At 65.8% G+C, this 13,707-nt stretch carries 11 protein-coding genes; 7 read left to right on the top strand and 4 right to left on the bottom strand.

Going from position 1 to position 13,707, the window contains the following annotated elements; translation table 11 throughout:
- The first annotated feature begins 44 nt into the window (after positions 1-44).
- From nadA to nadC, 3 genes are read left to right on the top strand one after another with little or no spacing between them, the layout of a single operon-like run.
- Positions 45-1,031 carry a quinolinate synthase NadA gene (nadA, locus tag MTX19_RS17995; RefSeq protein WP_280986085.1) on the top strand — a complete coding sequence of 329 codons (987 nt, stop codon included), beginning with the start codon at positions 45-47 and terminating at the stop codon, positions 1,029-1,031.
- Positions 1,028-2,578 carry an L-aspartate oxidase gene (locus MTX19_RS17990; protein ID WP_280978660.1) on the top strand — a complete coding sequence of 517 codons (1,551 nt, stop codon included), beginning with the start codon at positions 1,028-1,030 and terminating at the stop codon, positions 2,576-2,578. The genes nadA and MTX19_RS17990 overlap by 4 nt, the downstream gene beginning before the upstream one ends.
- Complete coding sequence (gene nadC / locus MTX19_RS17985; RefSeq protein ID WP_280978659.1) at positions 2,575-3,426, top strand: carboxylating nicotinate-nucleotide diphosphorylase; 852 nt, start codon at positions 2,575-2,577, stop codon at positions 3,424-3,426. The genes MTX19_RS17990 and nadC overlap by 4 nt, the downstream gene beginning before the upstream one ends.
- 4 nt (positions 3,427-3,430) lie before the next feature.
- Here nadC and MTX19_RS17980 read toward each other — a convergent pair whose 3' ends face one another.
- Positions 3,431-4,528: a COX15/CtaA family protein gene (locus MTX19_RS17980; protein ID WP_280978658.1), complete on the bottom strand. Its 1,098-nt coding sequence runs from the start codon at positions 4,526-4,528 to the stop codon at positions 3,431-3,433.
- Positions 4,529-4,620: 92 nt separating this feature from the next.
- On the opposite strand from MTX19_RS17980, the gene MTX19_RS17975 reads away from it, so the two are divergent.
- The gene (locus tag MTX19_RS17975) at positions 4,621-4,836 is read left to right on the top strand and encodes a DUF2842 domain-containing protein (RefSeq protein WP_280977708.1); all 216 of its coding nucleotides are present in this window, start codon (positions 4,621-4,623) and stop codon (positions 4,834-4,836) included.
- A gap of 44 nt (positions 4,837-4,880) precedes the next feature.
- Here the strand turns inward: MTX19_RS17975 and MTX19_RS17970 are convergent, their stop codons facing one another.
- A complete protein-coding gene (locus MTX19_RS17970; protein ID WP_280978657.1) occupies positions 4,881-5,666 on the bottom strand; it encodes a class I SAM-dependent methyltransferase in 786 nt (261 codons plus the stop codon).
- Between the two features lies 1 nt (position 5,667).
- Positions 5,668-6,693 carry a polysaccharide deacetylase family protein gene (locus tag MTX19_RS17965; protein ID WP_280978656.1) on the bottom strand — a complete coding sequence of 342 codons (1,026 nt, stop codon included), beginning with the start codon at positions 6,691-6,693 and terminating at the stop codon, positions 5,668-5,670.
- Between the two features lie 172 nt (positions 6,694-6,865).
- Here MTX19_RS17965 and MTX19_RS17960 point away from each other — a divergent pair, with 172 nt between their 5' ends.
- Positions 6,866-8,059, top strand: coding sequence for a GNAT family N-acetyltransferase (locus tag MTX19_RS17960; protein WP_280986084.1), 1,194 nt, complete (start codon positions 6,866-6,868; stop codon positions 8,057-8,059).
- 61 nt (positions 8,060-8,120) lie between these two features.
- Here MTX19_RS17960 and MTX19_RS17955 read toward each other — a convergent pair whose 3' ends face one another.
- Complete coding sequence (locus MTX19_RS17955; RefSeq protein ID WP_280986083.1) at positions 8,121-10,493, bottom strand: Wzz/FepE/Etk N-terminal domain-containing protein; 2,373 nt, start codon at positions 10,491-10,493, stop codon at positions 8,121-8,123.
- A gap of 324 nt (positions 10,494-10,817) precedes the next feature.
- Here MTX19_RS17955 and MTX19_RS17950 point away from each other — a divergent pair, with 324 nt between their 5' ends.
- Both MTX19_RS17950 and MTX19_RS17945 read left to right on the top strand, forming a co-directional pair.
- Complete coding sequence (locus MTX19_RS17950) at positions 10,818-11,957, top strand: glycosyltransferase family 4 protein (protein ID WP_280978655.1); 1,140 nt, start codon at positions 10,818-10,820, stop codon at positions 11,955-11,957.
- Between the two features lie 114 nt (positions 11,958-12,071).
- On the top strand, positions 12,072-13,610 hold the full coding sequence (locus MTX19_RS17945; RefSeq protein ID WP_280978654.1) for an undecaprenyl-phosphate glucose phosphotransferase: 1,539 nt from the start codon (positions 12,072-12,074) through the stop codon (positions 13,608-13,610).
- The last annotated feature ends 97 nt before the right edge of the window (positions 13,611-13,707 follow it).

Genomic DNA, 13,707 nt, shown 5'->3' with positions numbered 1-13,707 from the left:
GCTCAGGATAAGTATAAGCCATCTTATGCTCAAGGAGAGTATAAATGGCGTCCCCCGATACCGCACTCCTCGCCCGCACAGCCCCGCTCTATGAGCGCGTCAAACGCGTCATCCCACCCTTCGAATGGGCCACCTTCGCCGAGGACGTCGACGCGATCCTCGACCTGAAGCGCCGCCGCAACGCGGTGGTGCTGGCGCACAACTATCAGACGCCCGAGATCTTCCACGGCGTCGCCGATATTGTCGGCGACAGCCTCCTGCTCGCGCGCGAAGCCACCAAGGTCGATGCCGACGTCATCGTGCTGGCCGGCGTGCACTTCATGGCCGAGACGGCGAAGCTGCTGAATCCCGAAAAAACTGTGCTGATCCCCGATCTCGCGGCCGGCTGCTCGCTCGCGGATTCCATCACGGCGCAGGACGTGCGGCTGATGCGCGCGCGCTATCCAGACGCGCCCGTTGTCGCCTATGTCAACACGTCGACCGCGGTCAAGGCGGAGTCCGACATCTGTTGCACCTCTGGCAACGCGCTGAAGGTCGTGGAATCGCTTGGTGCCGAGCGCATCATCATGCTGCCGGATGAATATCTGGCGCAGAACATCGCCAAGCAAACCACGAAGAAGATTATCGCCTGGAAGGGCCATTGCGAGGTGCATGAGCTCTTCACCGCCGACGACGTGCACCAGCTCCGCGAAGATCATCCGGACATCACCATCCTGGCACATCCGGAATGCCCGCCGGAGGTCGTCGCCGCAGCAGACTATTCCGGCTCGACGGCCGCAATGTCATCGTTCGTCGAAACCAAACGCCCGCCACGCGTCGTGCTGCTGACGGAATGCTCGATGAGCGACAACATCGCGGCCCAGCACCCCGATGTCGAATTCGTCCGCCCCTGCAATCTCTGTCCACACATGAAGCGGATCACGCTGAAGAACATCCGTCACGCGCTGGAAACCAATCAGCACGAGGTCACGATCGGCCCCGGGATCGCCGACCGCGCGCGGCTGAGCGTCGAAAGGATGCTGGCGCTATGAGCACTGACATCTCCGATCTGACCGGCCGCCCCGTCATCATCGGTGGCGGCGCCGCCGGGCTGATGACCGCGCTTGAACTCGCACCCGAGCCGGTCGTGCTGCTGTCGAAATCGCCGCTGGGTGCCGAAGCCTCCAGCATGTGGGCGCAGGGCGGACTTGCCGCGGCCGTCGGCGAGGATGACACCCCTGCCCTCCATCTCGCCGATACCATCGCGGCCGGCGCCGGGCTGTGCGACGAAGCTGCCGCAGCCCGGATCGTCGAGGCCGGGCCGGCGGCTGTGGAACGGCTCGCGGGGCTCGGTGTCGCCTTCGATCGCCGGCCCGACGGAGGCTGGCGGCTCGGGCTGGAAGCCGCCCATGGCCGCAACCGCGTCGTGCACGCCACCGGCGATGGCACCGGGCGCGAGATCATGCGCGCCTTGATCGCGGCGGTCCGGCGCACGCCGTCGATCACGCTGCTGGAAGGCGTTGAGGCGCGCCGGCTCCTTGTCGAGGACAATGCGGTCCGGGGCGTCCTCGCGTCGCGCGACGGCGGCTGGTTCATCCTCTCCACCAATCGCGTCGTGATCGCGACCGGGGGCATCGGCGGGCTGTTCGCCGACAGCACCAATCCGAGCGGATGTTTCGGCCACGGGCTTGCGCTCGCAGCGCACGCCGGCGCGACACTCTCCGACCTCGAATTCGTCCAGTTTCATCCCACCGCCTTCGACGGGCCGTCCCGCCCGATGCCGCTGTTGACCGAAGCCATCCGCGGCGACGGCGCGGTGCTGATCGACGAGAACGGGCAGCGCTTCATGGCGGATCAACCCGGCGCCGAGCTCGCACCGCGCGATATCGTCGCGCGCGCGGTGTGGCGTCACCGCGCCAACGGACATCGCACCTTTCTCGACGCGCGCAAAAATCCGGGCGCAGATTTCGCGCGACGCTATCCCGTGATCAGCGCATTCTGCAAGATGGCCGGTATCAATCCGGCCGAGGATCCGATTCCGATCCGTCCGGCGGTTCACTATCACATGGGCGGCATCGCCGTTGACGGCGAAGGACGCAGCACGGTGCAAGGCCTGTGGGCCTGCGGCGAGGCGGCTCGGACCGGATTGCATGGCGCAAACCGGCTGGCGAGCAACTCGCTGATGGAGGCGATCGTCTGTGCGAGATGGGTCGCCGAGAGCATCGACGGCATGAGTGCAGGTCCGCGGGCCATGCTGCGCGCCGAAGCAGCGCCGCCTCCGGCCGATCCCTCGGCCGTGCGTCCGATCCTGACGCATGGGCTTGGCGTGTTGCGCGACCACGATGGGATCGAACATGCGATCCACAGCCTCTATCCGCTCGCGCGCAGCCAGGGTGCGGCGTCCGACGCGGCCTTGGTCGGATTGATGATCGCGGTCGCCGCCATCGGGCGCGAGGAAAGCCGCGGCGGCCATTTCCGTACCGATTTTCCGGACAGCGCTGCCTCGGCCGTACCGTCATCCCTCACCCGCACCGAAGCGCTCGCCGCGGCGCGCGAGATCGTCGAATCCATCCCAACCGTCAGGAGCGCCCAATCATGACCCTCGATCCTGTCTTGCCGCTGATGTACGAGCCGATCGTGCGGACCGCCCTGCTGGAAGATCTCGGACGCGCCGGCGACATCACCGCCAATGCGATCGTGCCGATCAGCCAGCAGGCCCGGCTGGTGATGCGCGCACGGCAGACCGGCGTGGTCGCCGGGCTCGACGTCGCCCGTTGTGCCTTCCAGATGGTGTCACCCGCAATCGAGCTTCGCGCCGAGCGCCCGGACGGCAGCGCGGTCGAGCCCGACCAGGTGATCGCGATCATCGACGGCCCGGCGCGCAGCCTGCTGACCGCGGAGCGAACCGCGCTGAATTTTCTCTGCCATCTGAGCGGCGTTGCGAGCGCAACCGCGACCCTCGTCAAGGCTGTCAAGGGCACGCGCGCGCAGATCGTCTGCACCCGAAAGACCATGCCGGGGCTGCGCACGCTGGAGAAATACGCCGTCCGCGCCGGCGGCGGCGGCAACCATCGCTTCGGGCTCGACGATGCAGTGCTGATCAAGGATAACCACGTCGCGCTCGCCGGCGGCATCCGCCCCGCGGTCGAGCGGGCGAAGGCGAATGTCGGCCATCTCGTCAAGATCGAGGTCGAGGTCGATACGCTGTCGCAGCTTGAAGAGGCGCTGGGGCTTGGCGTTGATGCCGTGCTGCTCGACAACATGACGGTCGATCGGCTCCGCCAGGCGGTGGAGATGGCGCGCGGCAAGGCGATCACCGAAGCCTCCGGCCGCATCACCGCGGCCACCGCGCCCGATATCGCCGCAACCGGTGTCGACCTGATTTCGGTCGGCTGGGTGACCCATAGCTCGCCCGCACTCGATATCGGGCTCGACTATCTGTCGTGAAGGATCAGCCAGGCTGGCCGACGTGGCCGGCGGGAACGAGCTTCGGCTGATCCCGCTCGGTCCGCCGCGCGGCGAGCCGCTCGGCCTGCAGCACGGCGAGCGTCAGCACCACGATCGCTACCGCTTGGTGCGTCAGCGCCAGATCGATCGGCACCTGATGCAGCAGCGTCAGGATGCCGAGCGTCGCCTGCACGGTGATGGCAGCCACCAGCCACCAGGCGCCGGCGATCACCGGACGTCCGGCACGCGAGCGCACGGCATCGATCGCGTGGGCAATCGCCAGTGCAAACAACAGATAGGCCGTCATGCGGTGCTCGAACTGCACCGTCAGCGTGTTGTCGAACAGATTGCGCCACCACGGCGTCTCGAACCACAGCCGATCAGCCGACGGGATGAAGCCTCCGTCGATGTCGGGCCAGGTGTTGTAGACCCTGCCCGCGCGCAGGCCCGCAACCAGCGCGCCGAAATAGAGCTGCACGAAGGTCAGCACGAGCAGCACCGCGCTCGTGATCTTCAACCTGACGGCTGCTGCGATCACGGGCGGACGGTCCGTCAATCGCCGCAGCGTCCAGACGATCGCGGCGAAGATCAGGAGCGCTAGCACCAAATGCGTCGCCAGCCGATACTGCGACACCTCGACGCGCCGCGACAGGCCGGAGGCCACCATCCACCAGCCGACCGCGCCCTGCAGCCCGCCGAGGCCGAAGATCAGCCACAGCCGCCGCCCCAGCTCGCCGCTCACCACACCGCGCCACAGGAAGTACAGGAACGGCAGCAGATAGGCGGCGCCGATCACGCGGCCGAGCAACCGGTGGCTCCACTCCCACCAGAAGATCGTCTTGAATTCCTGGAGCGTCATTCCGGCGTTGAGCTCGCGGTATTGCGGAATGGTCTTGTAGCCCTCGAAGGCCTGCGTCCACTGCGCATCCGTCAGCGGCGGCAGCGCGCCGGTGACCGGCTTCCATTCCACGATCGACAGGCCTGACTCGGTCAGCCGCGTGGCGCCACCGACCAGAACCATCAGCGCGATCAGCGCGGCGACTGAAAACAGCCACACCCTGACGGCCCGAAGCTGCGCCTTGTTTGCGGAAATACCGGCCATTTCACCTGACTTGATTGGATTTTCGCGCCCCTTATAGTCCGCCGCGCCCGCGGTGCAAGCGCCGCCGAGATCACGAGTTGCACATATTCGCCATGGCCATACGTACCCGCAAACTGCTCGGAACCATCGCCCTGCTCATCCTGGTCCTGGTGTGGTCGCTGCTCGGCATGACAGTCGCCCAGACGCCGTGGCTCGCCAATTCGGGGCTATTGCAGGCAATCTTCTACGTGGTCGCAGGGCTCGGCTGGGTGTTGCCGGCGATGCCAATCGTCGCCTGGATGTCGCGGCCCGACCGCGCCCCCAACTGATTGCAGCGGATCTTCCCTGCCCGGCAGGGCCGAGGTCTCCGCGCTCATTGCGCCCGGCGCGCGATGTAGAGGCTGGTCGTCATGTTTCTGACCACCCGTCCCGCGAACTGATCGCGGGCGATGCGTCCGAGCTCGGCCAGGACGCGTTCCCGATCCAGACGCGCCGAGATGTTCGAGTAGGTCGAATACAGCGCCACCGTTTGCTCGGCATCGAGGACCAGCGGCCAACGACTGGTGCTGTGATCCACGATGTGGAAGCCGCCCGCGTGCTGCAAGGCAGCCAGACGGGCGGCGGTATCGAGCGCAAAGGGCTTGCCGCCCTCACTGATCGAAGGACCGGTCGGGCCCTTCAGCAATTGCGTTGTGGCCTCGTGAAACGGATCGGGCTGGCTGTCGTCGCCAAACACATTCCAGACCGCCACCCACCAGCCGCCAGGCCGAAGCAGCCTGACGATCTTCGCGAGCGCCTTCTCCCCGTCGAGCCAGTGAAAGGAGGTGGCGCTGACGCCCAGGTCGAAAGCCTGCTCCTCGAGCTCAGCGTCCTCAAACGGGGCGACGATGACCCGCAACGCTACGTCCGCATTGTCGTTGCGCAGGAAATCGGCGAGCCGCGGATCGGGCTCGATGACCGTCAATGGATCGGCGCCGAGCTCAAGCAGGCGGCGGGTCGCCTTGCCGGTGCCTGCACCGATCTCGAAAGTGGCCGTGTTTCGCCGCAGAGCGCAGCGCGAGCTGAGCGTTTCATAGACCCACTCCGGATAGGCGGGACGCGCGTTGTGATAGCCCGCGGGATCGGCGCCGAACGCCTGCCGACCGAACTGCCGTTCCAATTTAGGCGATGACACCTTGCGCGCTCCGCGTCGGCTGCACCGGCGCGAACATGACGCCCGACAGCAGCACCCGCATCATCCGCAACGAGCGCAGGCGTCCGTCCCAGGAGAGGCGCGGCAACGCGTGAAGGTTGCTGCGCCCCCGCGCCTCGACGATACCCGGCACTGTCGACACGGCGCTGGCAAAGCCGGCCTCTTGCGCCATTACCACATGGGGGCCGCGAAAGGACTCGCGATCCCCGAAGGGAAACGCGAAATGCCTGATCTCGCGCCGGAACGCGCTCTCCGCCACCGCCTTTCCCATCGCCATCTCGCGCCGCGCGTCGGCGTCTTTGAGGTTCGACAGCACCGGATAATTCACGGCGGCGCTGCCGAACGTCACATTCGGATCGTCCGCAAGCTTCGCCAGATCTTCCCACTCGAGCGACGCGCTGCGCGACAATCGTCCGATGTCGACCGAATAGCGCTTGACGAGATCATGGATTGCATAGGACAGGTCGGACGTCGGCAGCCTGCGCATCCAGTCGAACAGGAAATCGAACAGCTCGTGTTTGTCCGACACGCTCCGAACCTCGAAGTGCCGCTCTCTTCCGTCGATCATCAGGCTGATGCGGCTCTGCCGCGCGATGATGTCCTCGAGCGCCAGCCACCAGGCCTCCCCGACGCCATCGGGAAAGGCCGTCGGCAGGTACAATGCGAAGGGAACGCCGTGCCTGGCCAGCACCGGATAGGCATGCGTGATGAAATCCTTGGTGGCGCCGTCGAACGTCAGGCAGGCAAAGCGTCGCCGTTCGGGCACCGCGACGGCGCGGCGGCAGGCCTCGTCGATCCCGACGATGTCGTAGTTCCAGCGCTTCAACGCGCTGATTGCGCGATCCAGAAACCCTGGCGTGATCTCCTGTGATTTCCGAGGCTGAAACCGCCCCGACCTTGCGGGGCGGACCCGTTCGAAGCGCAGGATCACGCCAGCGCCGCCGGCGGCGCGCTCTCTCAGCCAGCGGACGCCGCTGAAATAGGCGAACTCCATTCGTGCCCGCCGCCAAAACCGGTTATCCGACACCAAGGTCCCGCCCCCGTCCCGCGGTTCCCGCGCGCCGCCGCCGCCAGAGCATTGTTATTACTCTTTGTTGACGTTTCCCTGCGAAGGTCGGCCCCGCCGAGAACTGTAAAGAAATACCTCAGAAGAAGCGGGTTCCGAGATGACCATGGCGGCGGCAATCGAGGGCCGGACGGCGGATACGCGGACGTGGTCGAACGCAAGCCGGATCGCCGGCGTCGACATTTTCCATGACCTCGCTGCTGCCGAAGCGATCTGGCGCGGTCTCGAGACATCGCTGCAATCCTTCACCCCCTATCAGCGCTTCGACTTCCTTGCCGCCTGGCAGCGGCAGGTCGGCGAGCGCGAGGGTCTGCGTCCTTTCATCGTCGTCGCCCATGACGGAGAACACCGGCCGCTGATGCTGCTGCCGCTTGCGATCGAATCCAGATGGGGTGCGCGCTGCGCGAGCTTCATGGGGGGTAAGCACTCGACTTTCAACATGGCGCTGTGCGACCGGGATTTCGCCGCCAACGCCACCGACGCGGATATTGCCACCCTGATCGCCTCGATTGCGGATCGGTCCCGCGTCGATGCGCTGGCGCTCCACCAGCAACCGCTGCGCTGGCAGGACCTGCCGAACCCGCTGGCCCTGTTGCCGCACCAACCCTCGGCCAACGGCTGCCCGCTGCTCGTGATCGAGCCCGGTGCAGCGCCCGCAGACCTAATTTCCAATTCGTTCCGGCGCCGGCTCAAGGGCAAGGAACGCAAGCTGCAGCCGCTGCCCGGTTTCCGTTATTACATGGCCACCGAGAGCGCCGACATCAGCCGCCTGCTCGATTGGTTCTTCCGCCTCAAGCCGCAGCGCATGGCCGAACAAAAGCTGCCAAACGTGTTCGCCGAACCCGGAGTCGAGCAGTTCATCCGCACCGCCTGCCTGACGCCGCTTGCTGACGGCACGCGCCACGTCATCGACATCCATGCGCTGGAATGCGACGAGGAGATCATCGCGATCTTTGCCGGCGTCGCCGACGGCCATCGCTTCTCGATGATGTTCAACACCTACACGATGTCGGGCAACGCCAGGTACAGCCCCGGTCTGATCCTGATGCGCGACATCATCGATCGCCACGCCGCGGAGAATTACCGCGCCTTCGATCTCGGCATCGGGTCTGACGAGTACAAGCGGCTGTTCTGCAAGGACGATGAAGCGATCTTCGACAGCTTCATTCCGCTCAGCCTGCGCGGACGGCTGGCGGCCGGTGCGTTGTCGGGCCTCAATCGCGCCAAGCGTACGGTGAAGCACAACGCGGCCCTGTTCGAGATCGCGCAAAACCTGCGCAGCATGTTCCGCTGAACGCGTGGCTTTCAGCTCCTCTCGGAGCGCTATCGCCACCGGCGAGCCGTCGTCAGCGACGTCAGGCCGCCACCACCCGCGGGCCGGGCCGGACAACGTCCGTCGGCTGGCACGGCTTGCTCAACATGGTCACGCGGGCGAACCCGACGGCTGTGAGCTGATCGACCATCAGCTTGCGCGCGTCCTGCGCCATTCCGGCATCAGGCACGACGACAGCCTGCGCTCGCGCGGTCAGCAGCTCGGCCGGCAGATCGACGGCCGATCCGGCATCGAGCAGCACGTGGTCGTAGACCCTGAGCAAGGCGTCGATCGCGAGCGACAGCCGCGGCGATTGCAGTTGCGTGCGGTCGAACCCAGGACGACCGGCGCTGACGAGTTGCACGCGCGACTGCCGATCCTTGGTGATGATCTGCGCGAACGTCGCCTCGCCCTGCATCAGTTCGGCGAGACCAGGGGCGTTCGGGTCCACTGATGCCGCCGCCAGCGTCGGCGAGGACGCGACTAGGTCGACCACCACCACCTTGGCCTGGCGAGCCATCAGGCGGCCCAGCGTCAACGCAGTCAGTGTGACGCTCTCGCTGCCGGCCGTGCCGAGGACCGTGACCTTGTGGGCGCCGACGCCGTCTGCGACCAGACGCGCGGCAAGTTCGTCGATCTCGCTGACCGGTTGAGCACGTGCGAGCGTCGGCTCGCTGACCGCGCTGTCCGGCGCGGTTACGGACTCCCGTGACAGTTCAGGCTCCGGCAATAGTTCGGGCTGCCGCGGCAGTTCGGGCTCCGGCGCCAGCCGCTGCTCCGGCGGCCGTTGAAACTCCCCGCGCGCCAGTTCCGGCTCAACCCGCTCCTCGACCACGGGCTCCATGACCGGCTCGCGACGCCTGACCGATGCCACGACGGGCGCGAACGCACGGCTCACCGTGGCCGGCCCGGAGATGCGCAGGAGTTCGCCGGTGATGATGATGCCGGACGACAGCAGCAAGGTCGCCAGCGTCGCGATCAGGACGATCGGCAGCTTCTTCGGGTAGGCCGGCGTGTTGGAAACCGAGGCACGCGAGATGATGCGGCCATCGATCGGCGCACTGTCGATATTCTCGCGGGCGGTCGCCTCGCGGTATTTGGCAAGGTAGGTTTCAAGCAGGTCGCGCTGCGCCTTGGCCTCGCGCTCCAGCGCGCGGAGCTGCACGTCCTGGGTATTGCTCGACGACGCCTGCTTCTTCATCTGGTCCAGGCTCGCCTGCAACTCGTCAACGCGACCGCGGGCGAGACGGGCGTCATTCTCCAGCGAACGCGACACCTTGGCCGCCTCGTCACGCAACTGCCGATCATAGTCGGTGAGTTGCGCCTTCAACTCCTTGATGCGCGGATGATTGTCGAGCAGCGTGGACGACTGCTCGGCGAGCTGCGCGCGGATCGCAGCGCGCTGTTCGGTCAACCGGCGGATCGTCTCGGAATTGAGCACTTCCGATGCCTCGATCGGCTTGCCGCTCTGGAGCATCTCGCGGATCAGGCGCGCCTTGGTCTCGGCGTCGGCCTTCAGCGCGCGAGCATTGTTGAGCTGGGTGGTCAGCTCGCCCATCTGCTGGTTGGACAGCGAGGTGTTGTTGGTGCCGACGAACAGGCCCGACTTCGAACGAAAATCCTCGACACGCGCGTCGGCGTCGGCAACCTTCTTCCGCAGGTTGTCGATCTCGCCCGAGAGCCATGTGCTTGCAGACTTGGCCTGGTCCTGCCGCGCCGCCTGCTGCAGCACGAGATAGCCATCGGCAATCGAGTTGGCGACGCGCGCGGCGAGCTCCGGGTCCTGCGACTGGAATTCGATCACCATGACGCGCGACTTGTCGACCGCATAGGCCTGGAAGCGCTCGTAATAGGCATCGAGCACCCGCTCTTCCGGCGTCAGGGAGAACGGGTCGCGGCCGATGCCGAACAGCGCCAGCAGCGACTTCAGCGGCGAGAAGCCGCGCAGCACCGGATCGAACTCGGGACGCTCCGCGAGCTTGTTCTTCTTGATGATGTCACGCGCGAGATCGCGCGACAGCAACAGCTGCACCTGGCTGGTCACCGCCTCCGCGTCGAGCGCGGTACGCTCCTGCTCGCGCTCGCCGTTCGGCCGCATGAAGACGTTCTCGCGGCCGTCGATCAGGATGCGCGCTTCCGACTTGTAGCGCGGGGTGACAATGTTGACGGCGGCCAGCGACAGCGCGAAGACCAGCACTGTCGGCACGATGATCCAGCCACGCCTGCGCGCCAGCGCCTGGCCGAGCACGTGCAGATCGAGATCGCCGGTCTCTGATGCACCGGCAGATTTGATTGGCGTAGAACTGCCGGAAGCAGGCCTCGCTGCCACAGCCTCACCGGCAACGGGCGCAGACTTCGGCAGCGCCCGTTGCACGACGGTCTTCTCCTTGCCTCTACGCCAGAACGCAAACTGCATCGCACCACTCCCGCGGACGCCGCGACTCCATCTCAACCGAGGCGATTACACTCCATTAAGGTTGCCGCTGGGTTAATCGGGCCAAACCGAACCGTTCGACCGGCCTTAAGACCGTCATCCTTTGTTAACCATGAGCGCGGTTAATCGTGGCTCTTGTTTTCCGGGATTCCTCCGATGCGCGGTCCGCGCGCCCCCATTGTTCGTCTGATTGCTGCGCCCGTCTTGTCAGGCTGCATGGGCCGGGCTGCGCCGGGCGCCGTGCCGCGGTGCGCGCCGATCGGTCACGGCGACGCCGTGCACGTCAACGAGCGCGGGTTCTGATCCATGGCGGAAGATCGGACAGAACAACAGCCGCTCCGAATCCTGCACGTCGTCCGCGCGCCGGTCGGCGGCATCTTCCGTCACATCCTCGACGTGGCGAACGGTCAGATCGAGCGCGGCCATCAGGTCGGCATCGTCACCGACAGCCTCACCGGCGGCACCCGCGCCGAGGCGGCGCTGGCCGAGATCGCGCCTCGCCTCAAGCTCGGCGTCCGACGCGTGGCGATCCGCCGCGAGCCGCACTTTGGCGATATCGCGGTCTGGGCGCGCATCGCGGACCTGATCCGGAAGCTGAAGCCCGATGTGGTGCATGGCCACGGCGCCAAGGCCGGCGCCTATGTCCGGTCGCGCCGGCGTTCGAACAAAATCATTCGGGTCTACACGCCGCATGGCGGCTCGCTGCACTACCCGCTCGACACCTGGAAGGGCAAATTCTACAGCCAGCTCGAGCGTGCGCTGATGAACAGCACCGACCTGTTCCTGTTCGAGAGCGCGTTTGCCCGCAACACCTATCAGCGCACCGTTGGCGTGCCGGCCGGCCTCGTCCACTGCGTATTCAACGGCGTTACCGCGGAAGAATTCGAGCCCGTTCCAAGGGCCGACGACGCCACCGATCTCGTCTATGTCGGCGAGTTCAGGCACATCAAGGGCGCCGACCTCCTGATCGACGCGGTGGCCAAGCTGCGCGCCGAAGGCAAGCCGGTGACGCTCACGCTGGGCGGTGACGGCGAGGAGTTCGAAGTGCTCAAGGCGCAGGTCAAGCGGCTGTCGCTCGGCGAGGCCGTCCGCTTCATCGGGCACGTCAAGGCCCGTTACGGCTTTTCCAAGGGCCGCCTGCTGGTCGTCCCGTCGCGCGGCGATTCCATGCCTTACGTGGTGATCGAAGCCGCGGCGGCCGGCATTCCGATGATCGCCGCCAATGTCGGCGGCATCCCGGAGATCTTCGATGCCCACACCGATGCCCTGTTCACTCCGAGCAATGCCGCCGCGATGGCCGACGCCATCAAGGCCGCGCTCGACAATCCCGCAAGCACAGCGGCGCGAGCGCAGAAGCTGCGCGAACGGATCTCCAATCACTTCTCGCAAGGCGCCATGGTCGAGGGCGTGCTGGCCGGCTACCGCGATGCATTTGCCAAGCATTAACCATTGCATGCACGCGTAACCGTTTCTTCCGATTTGTCCCGTTAAGTCCCGCCCGGGGGAATTTCGCCCTGCGCCCGCATACCTATCTGCACGCGCAGGAATGGAAGTGGACACGTGGAACCGATCAACGCACGCTCGATGCTGGACGCCGCTGCGTCGGCAACGACGGGTCACGCACAGGTCGAACGACGACGGCGGCTGTCGCCGGCCGCGCTTGCCGTCACCAACCAGAAAGTTCGCGGCGCCTATTCGCCGGTCGTGATCGCCGGCGCGGTGCGCATCGTCGATTTCGTGCTGCTCAGCCTTGTCGGCATCGGCCTGTATCTCGCCTATGTGAAGCCGCTCTCCGGCTTCCATTGGGAGTATATCGCAGCGATCCTGGGCATGACGGTGACTGCCGTGATCTGCTTCCAGGCCGCCGACATCTACCAGGTCCAGATCTTCCGCGGCCAGCTCCGGCAGATGACACGGATGATCTCGTCGTGGACATTCGTCTTCCTGCTGTTTATCGGCGTGTCCTTCCTGGCCAAGCTCGGCGGCGAGGTGTCGCGCGTCTGGCTGTCGTCGTTCTTCTTCGTCGGCCTCGCGGTCCTGATCGTCGAGCGCCTGCTGCTCCGCTCGATCGTGCGCGCCTGGGCGCGTGACGGCCGGCTCGACCGCCGCACCGTCATCGTCGGCGCCGACAAGAACGGCGAGCAGCTCGTCGAGGCGCTGAAGGCCGAGGAGGACTCGGACATTCACGTGCTCGGCGTGTTCGACGACCGCAACGACGACCGCGCCATGGATACCTGCGCCGGCTCTCCGAAGCTCGGCAAGGTCGACGACATCGTCGAATTCGCCCGCCGCACCCGCGTCGACCTCGTGCTGTTTGCGCTGCCGATCTCGGCGGAGACGCGCATCCTGGAGATGCTGAAGAAGCTGTGGGTGCTGCCGGTCGACATCCGCCTGTCGGCGCACACCAACAAGCTGCGCTTCCGCCCCCGCTCCTACTCCTATCTCGGCAAGGTGCCGACGCTTGATGTGTTCGAGGCGCCAATCACCGACTGGGATCTGGTGATGAAATGGCTGTTCGACCGCATCGTCGGCGGCCTCATGCTGCTCGCCGCTCTCCCGGTGATGGGACTGGTGGCGCTCGCGGTGAAGCTCGACAGTCCGGGCCCGGTGCTGTTCCGTCAGAAGCGCTTCGGTTTCAACAACGAGCGGATCGACGTGTTCAAGTTCCGCTCGCTCTATCATCACCAGGCCGATCCGACCGCCTCCAAGGTCGTGACCAAGAACGACCCGCGCGTCACCCGCGTCGGCCGCTTCATCCGCAAGTCCTCGCTCGACGAACTTCCGCAACTGTTCAACGTCGTCCTCAAGGGCAACCTCTCGCTGGTCGGTCCGCGCCCGCACGCCGTGCAGGGCAAGCTGCAGAACCGCCTGTTCGACGAGGCGGTCGACGGCTACTTCGCGCGGCACCGCGTCAAGCCCGGCATTACCGGCTGGGCACAGGTCAACGGCTGGCGCGGCGAGGTCGACACCGACGAGAAGATCCAGAAGCGCGTCGAGTTCGACCTCTATTACATAGAAAACTGGTCTGTGCTGTTCGACCTCTACATCCTCTTCAAGACGCCGTTCTCGCTGCTGACCAAGAACGAGAACGCGTATTGAGAATCAAGACTGACTACCGTCATTGCGAGCGAAGCGTCCATGCCACAGCTCGAGGATAAGTGGATTGCTTCCGCCTTCGCCATGGCTTCGGCGGACA

The sequence above is a fragment of the Bradyrhizobium sp. ISRA464 genome (assembly GCF_029910095.1).
Lineage (GTDB): Bacteria > Pseudomonadota > Alphaproteobacteria > Rhizobiales > Xanthobacteraceae > Bradyrhizobium.
This window is presented reverse-complemented; position numbering and strand designations above follow the sequence as displayed.

Bases quoted from the DNA above. Each gene is read 5' to 3' on its own strand.
- nadA (WP_280986085.1), top strand. From the start codon at position 45: ATGGCGTCCCCCGATACCGCACTCCTCGCCCGCACAGCCCCGCTCTAT.
- MTX19_RS17990 (WP_280978660.1), top strand. From the start codon at position 1,028: ATGAGCACTGACATCTCCGATCTGACCGGCCGCCCCGTCATCATCGGT.
- nadC (WP_280978659.1), top strand. From the start codon at position 2,575: ATGACCCTCGATCCTGTCTTGCCGCTGATGTACGAGCCGATCGTGCGG.
- MTX19_RS17980 (WP_280978658.1), bottom strand. From the start codon at position 4,528: ATGGCCGGTATTTCCGCAAACAAGGCGCAGCTTCGGGCCGTCAGGGTG.
- MTX19_RS17975 (WP_280977708.1), top strand. From the start codon at position 4,621: ATGGCCATACGTACCCGCAAACTGCTCGGAACCATCGCCCTGCTCATC.
- MTX19_RS17965 (WP_280978656.1), bottom strand. From the start codon at position 6,693: ATGGAGTTCGCCTATTTCAGCGGCGTCCGCTGGCTGAGAGAGCGCGCC.
- MTX19_RS17960 (WP_280986084.1), top strand. From the start codon at position 6,866: ATGACCATGGCGGCGGCAATCGAGGGCCGGACGGCGGATACGCGGACG.
- MTX19_RS17955 (WP_280986083.1), bottom strand. From the start codon at position 10,493: ATGCAGTTTGCGTTCTGGCGTAGAGGCAAGGAGAAGACCGTCGTGCAA.
- MTX19_RS17950 (WP_280978655.1), top strand. From the start codon at position 10,818: ATGGCGGAAGATCGGACAGAACAACAGCCGCTCCGAATCCTGCACGTC.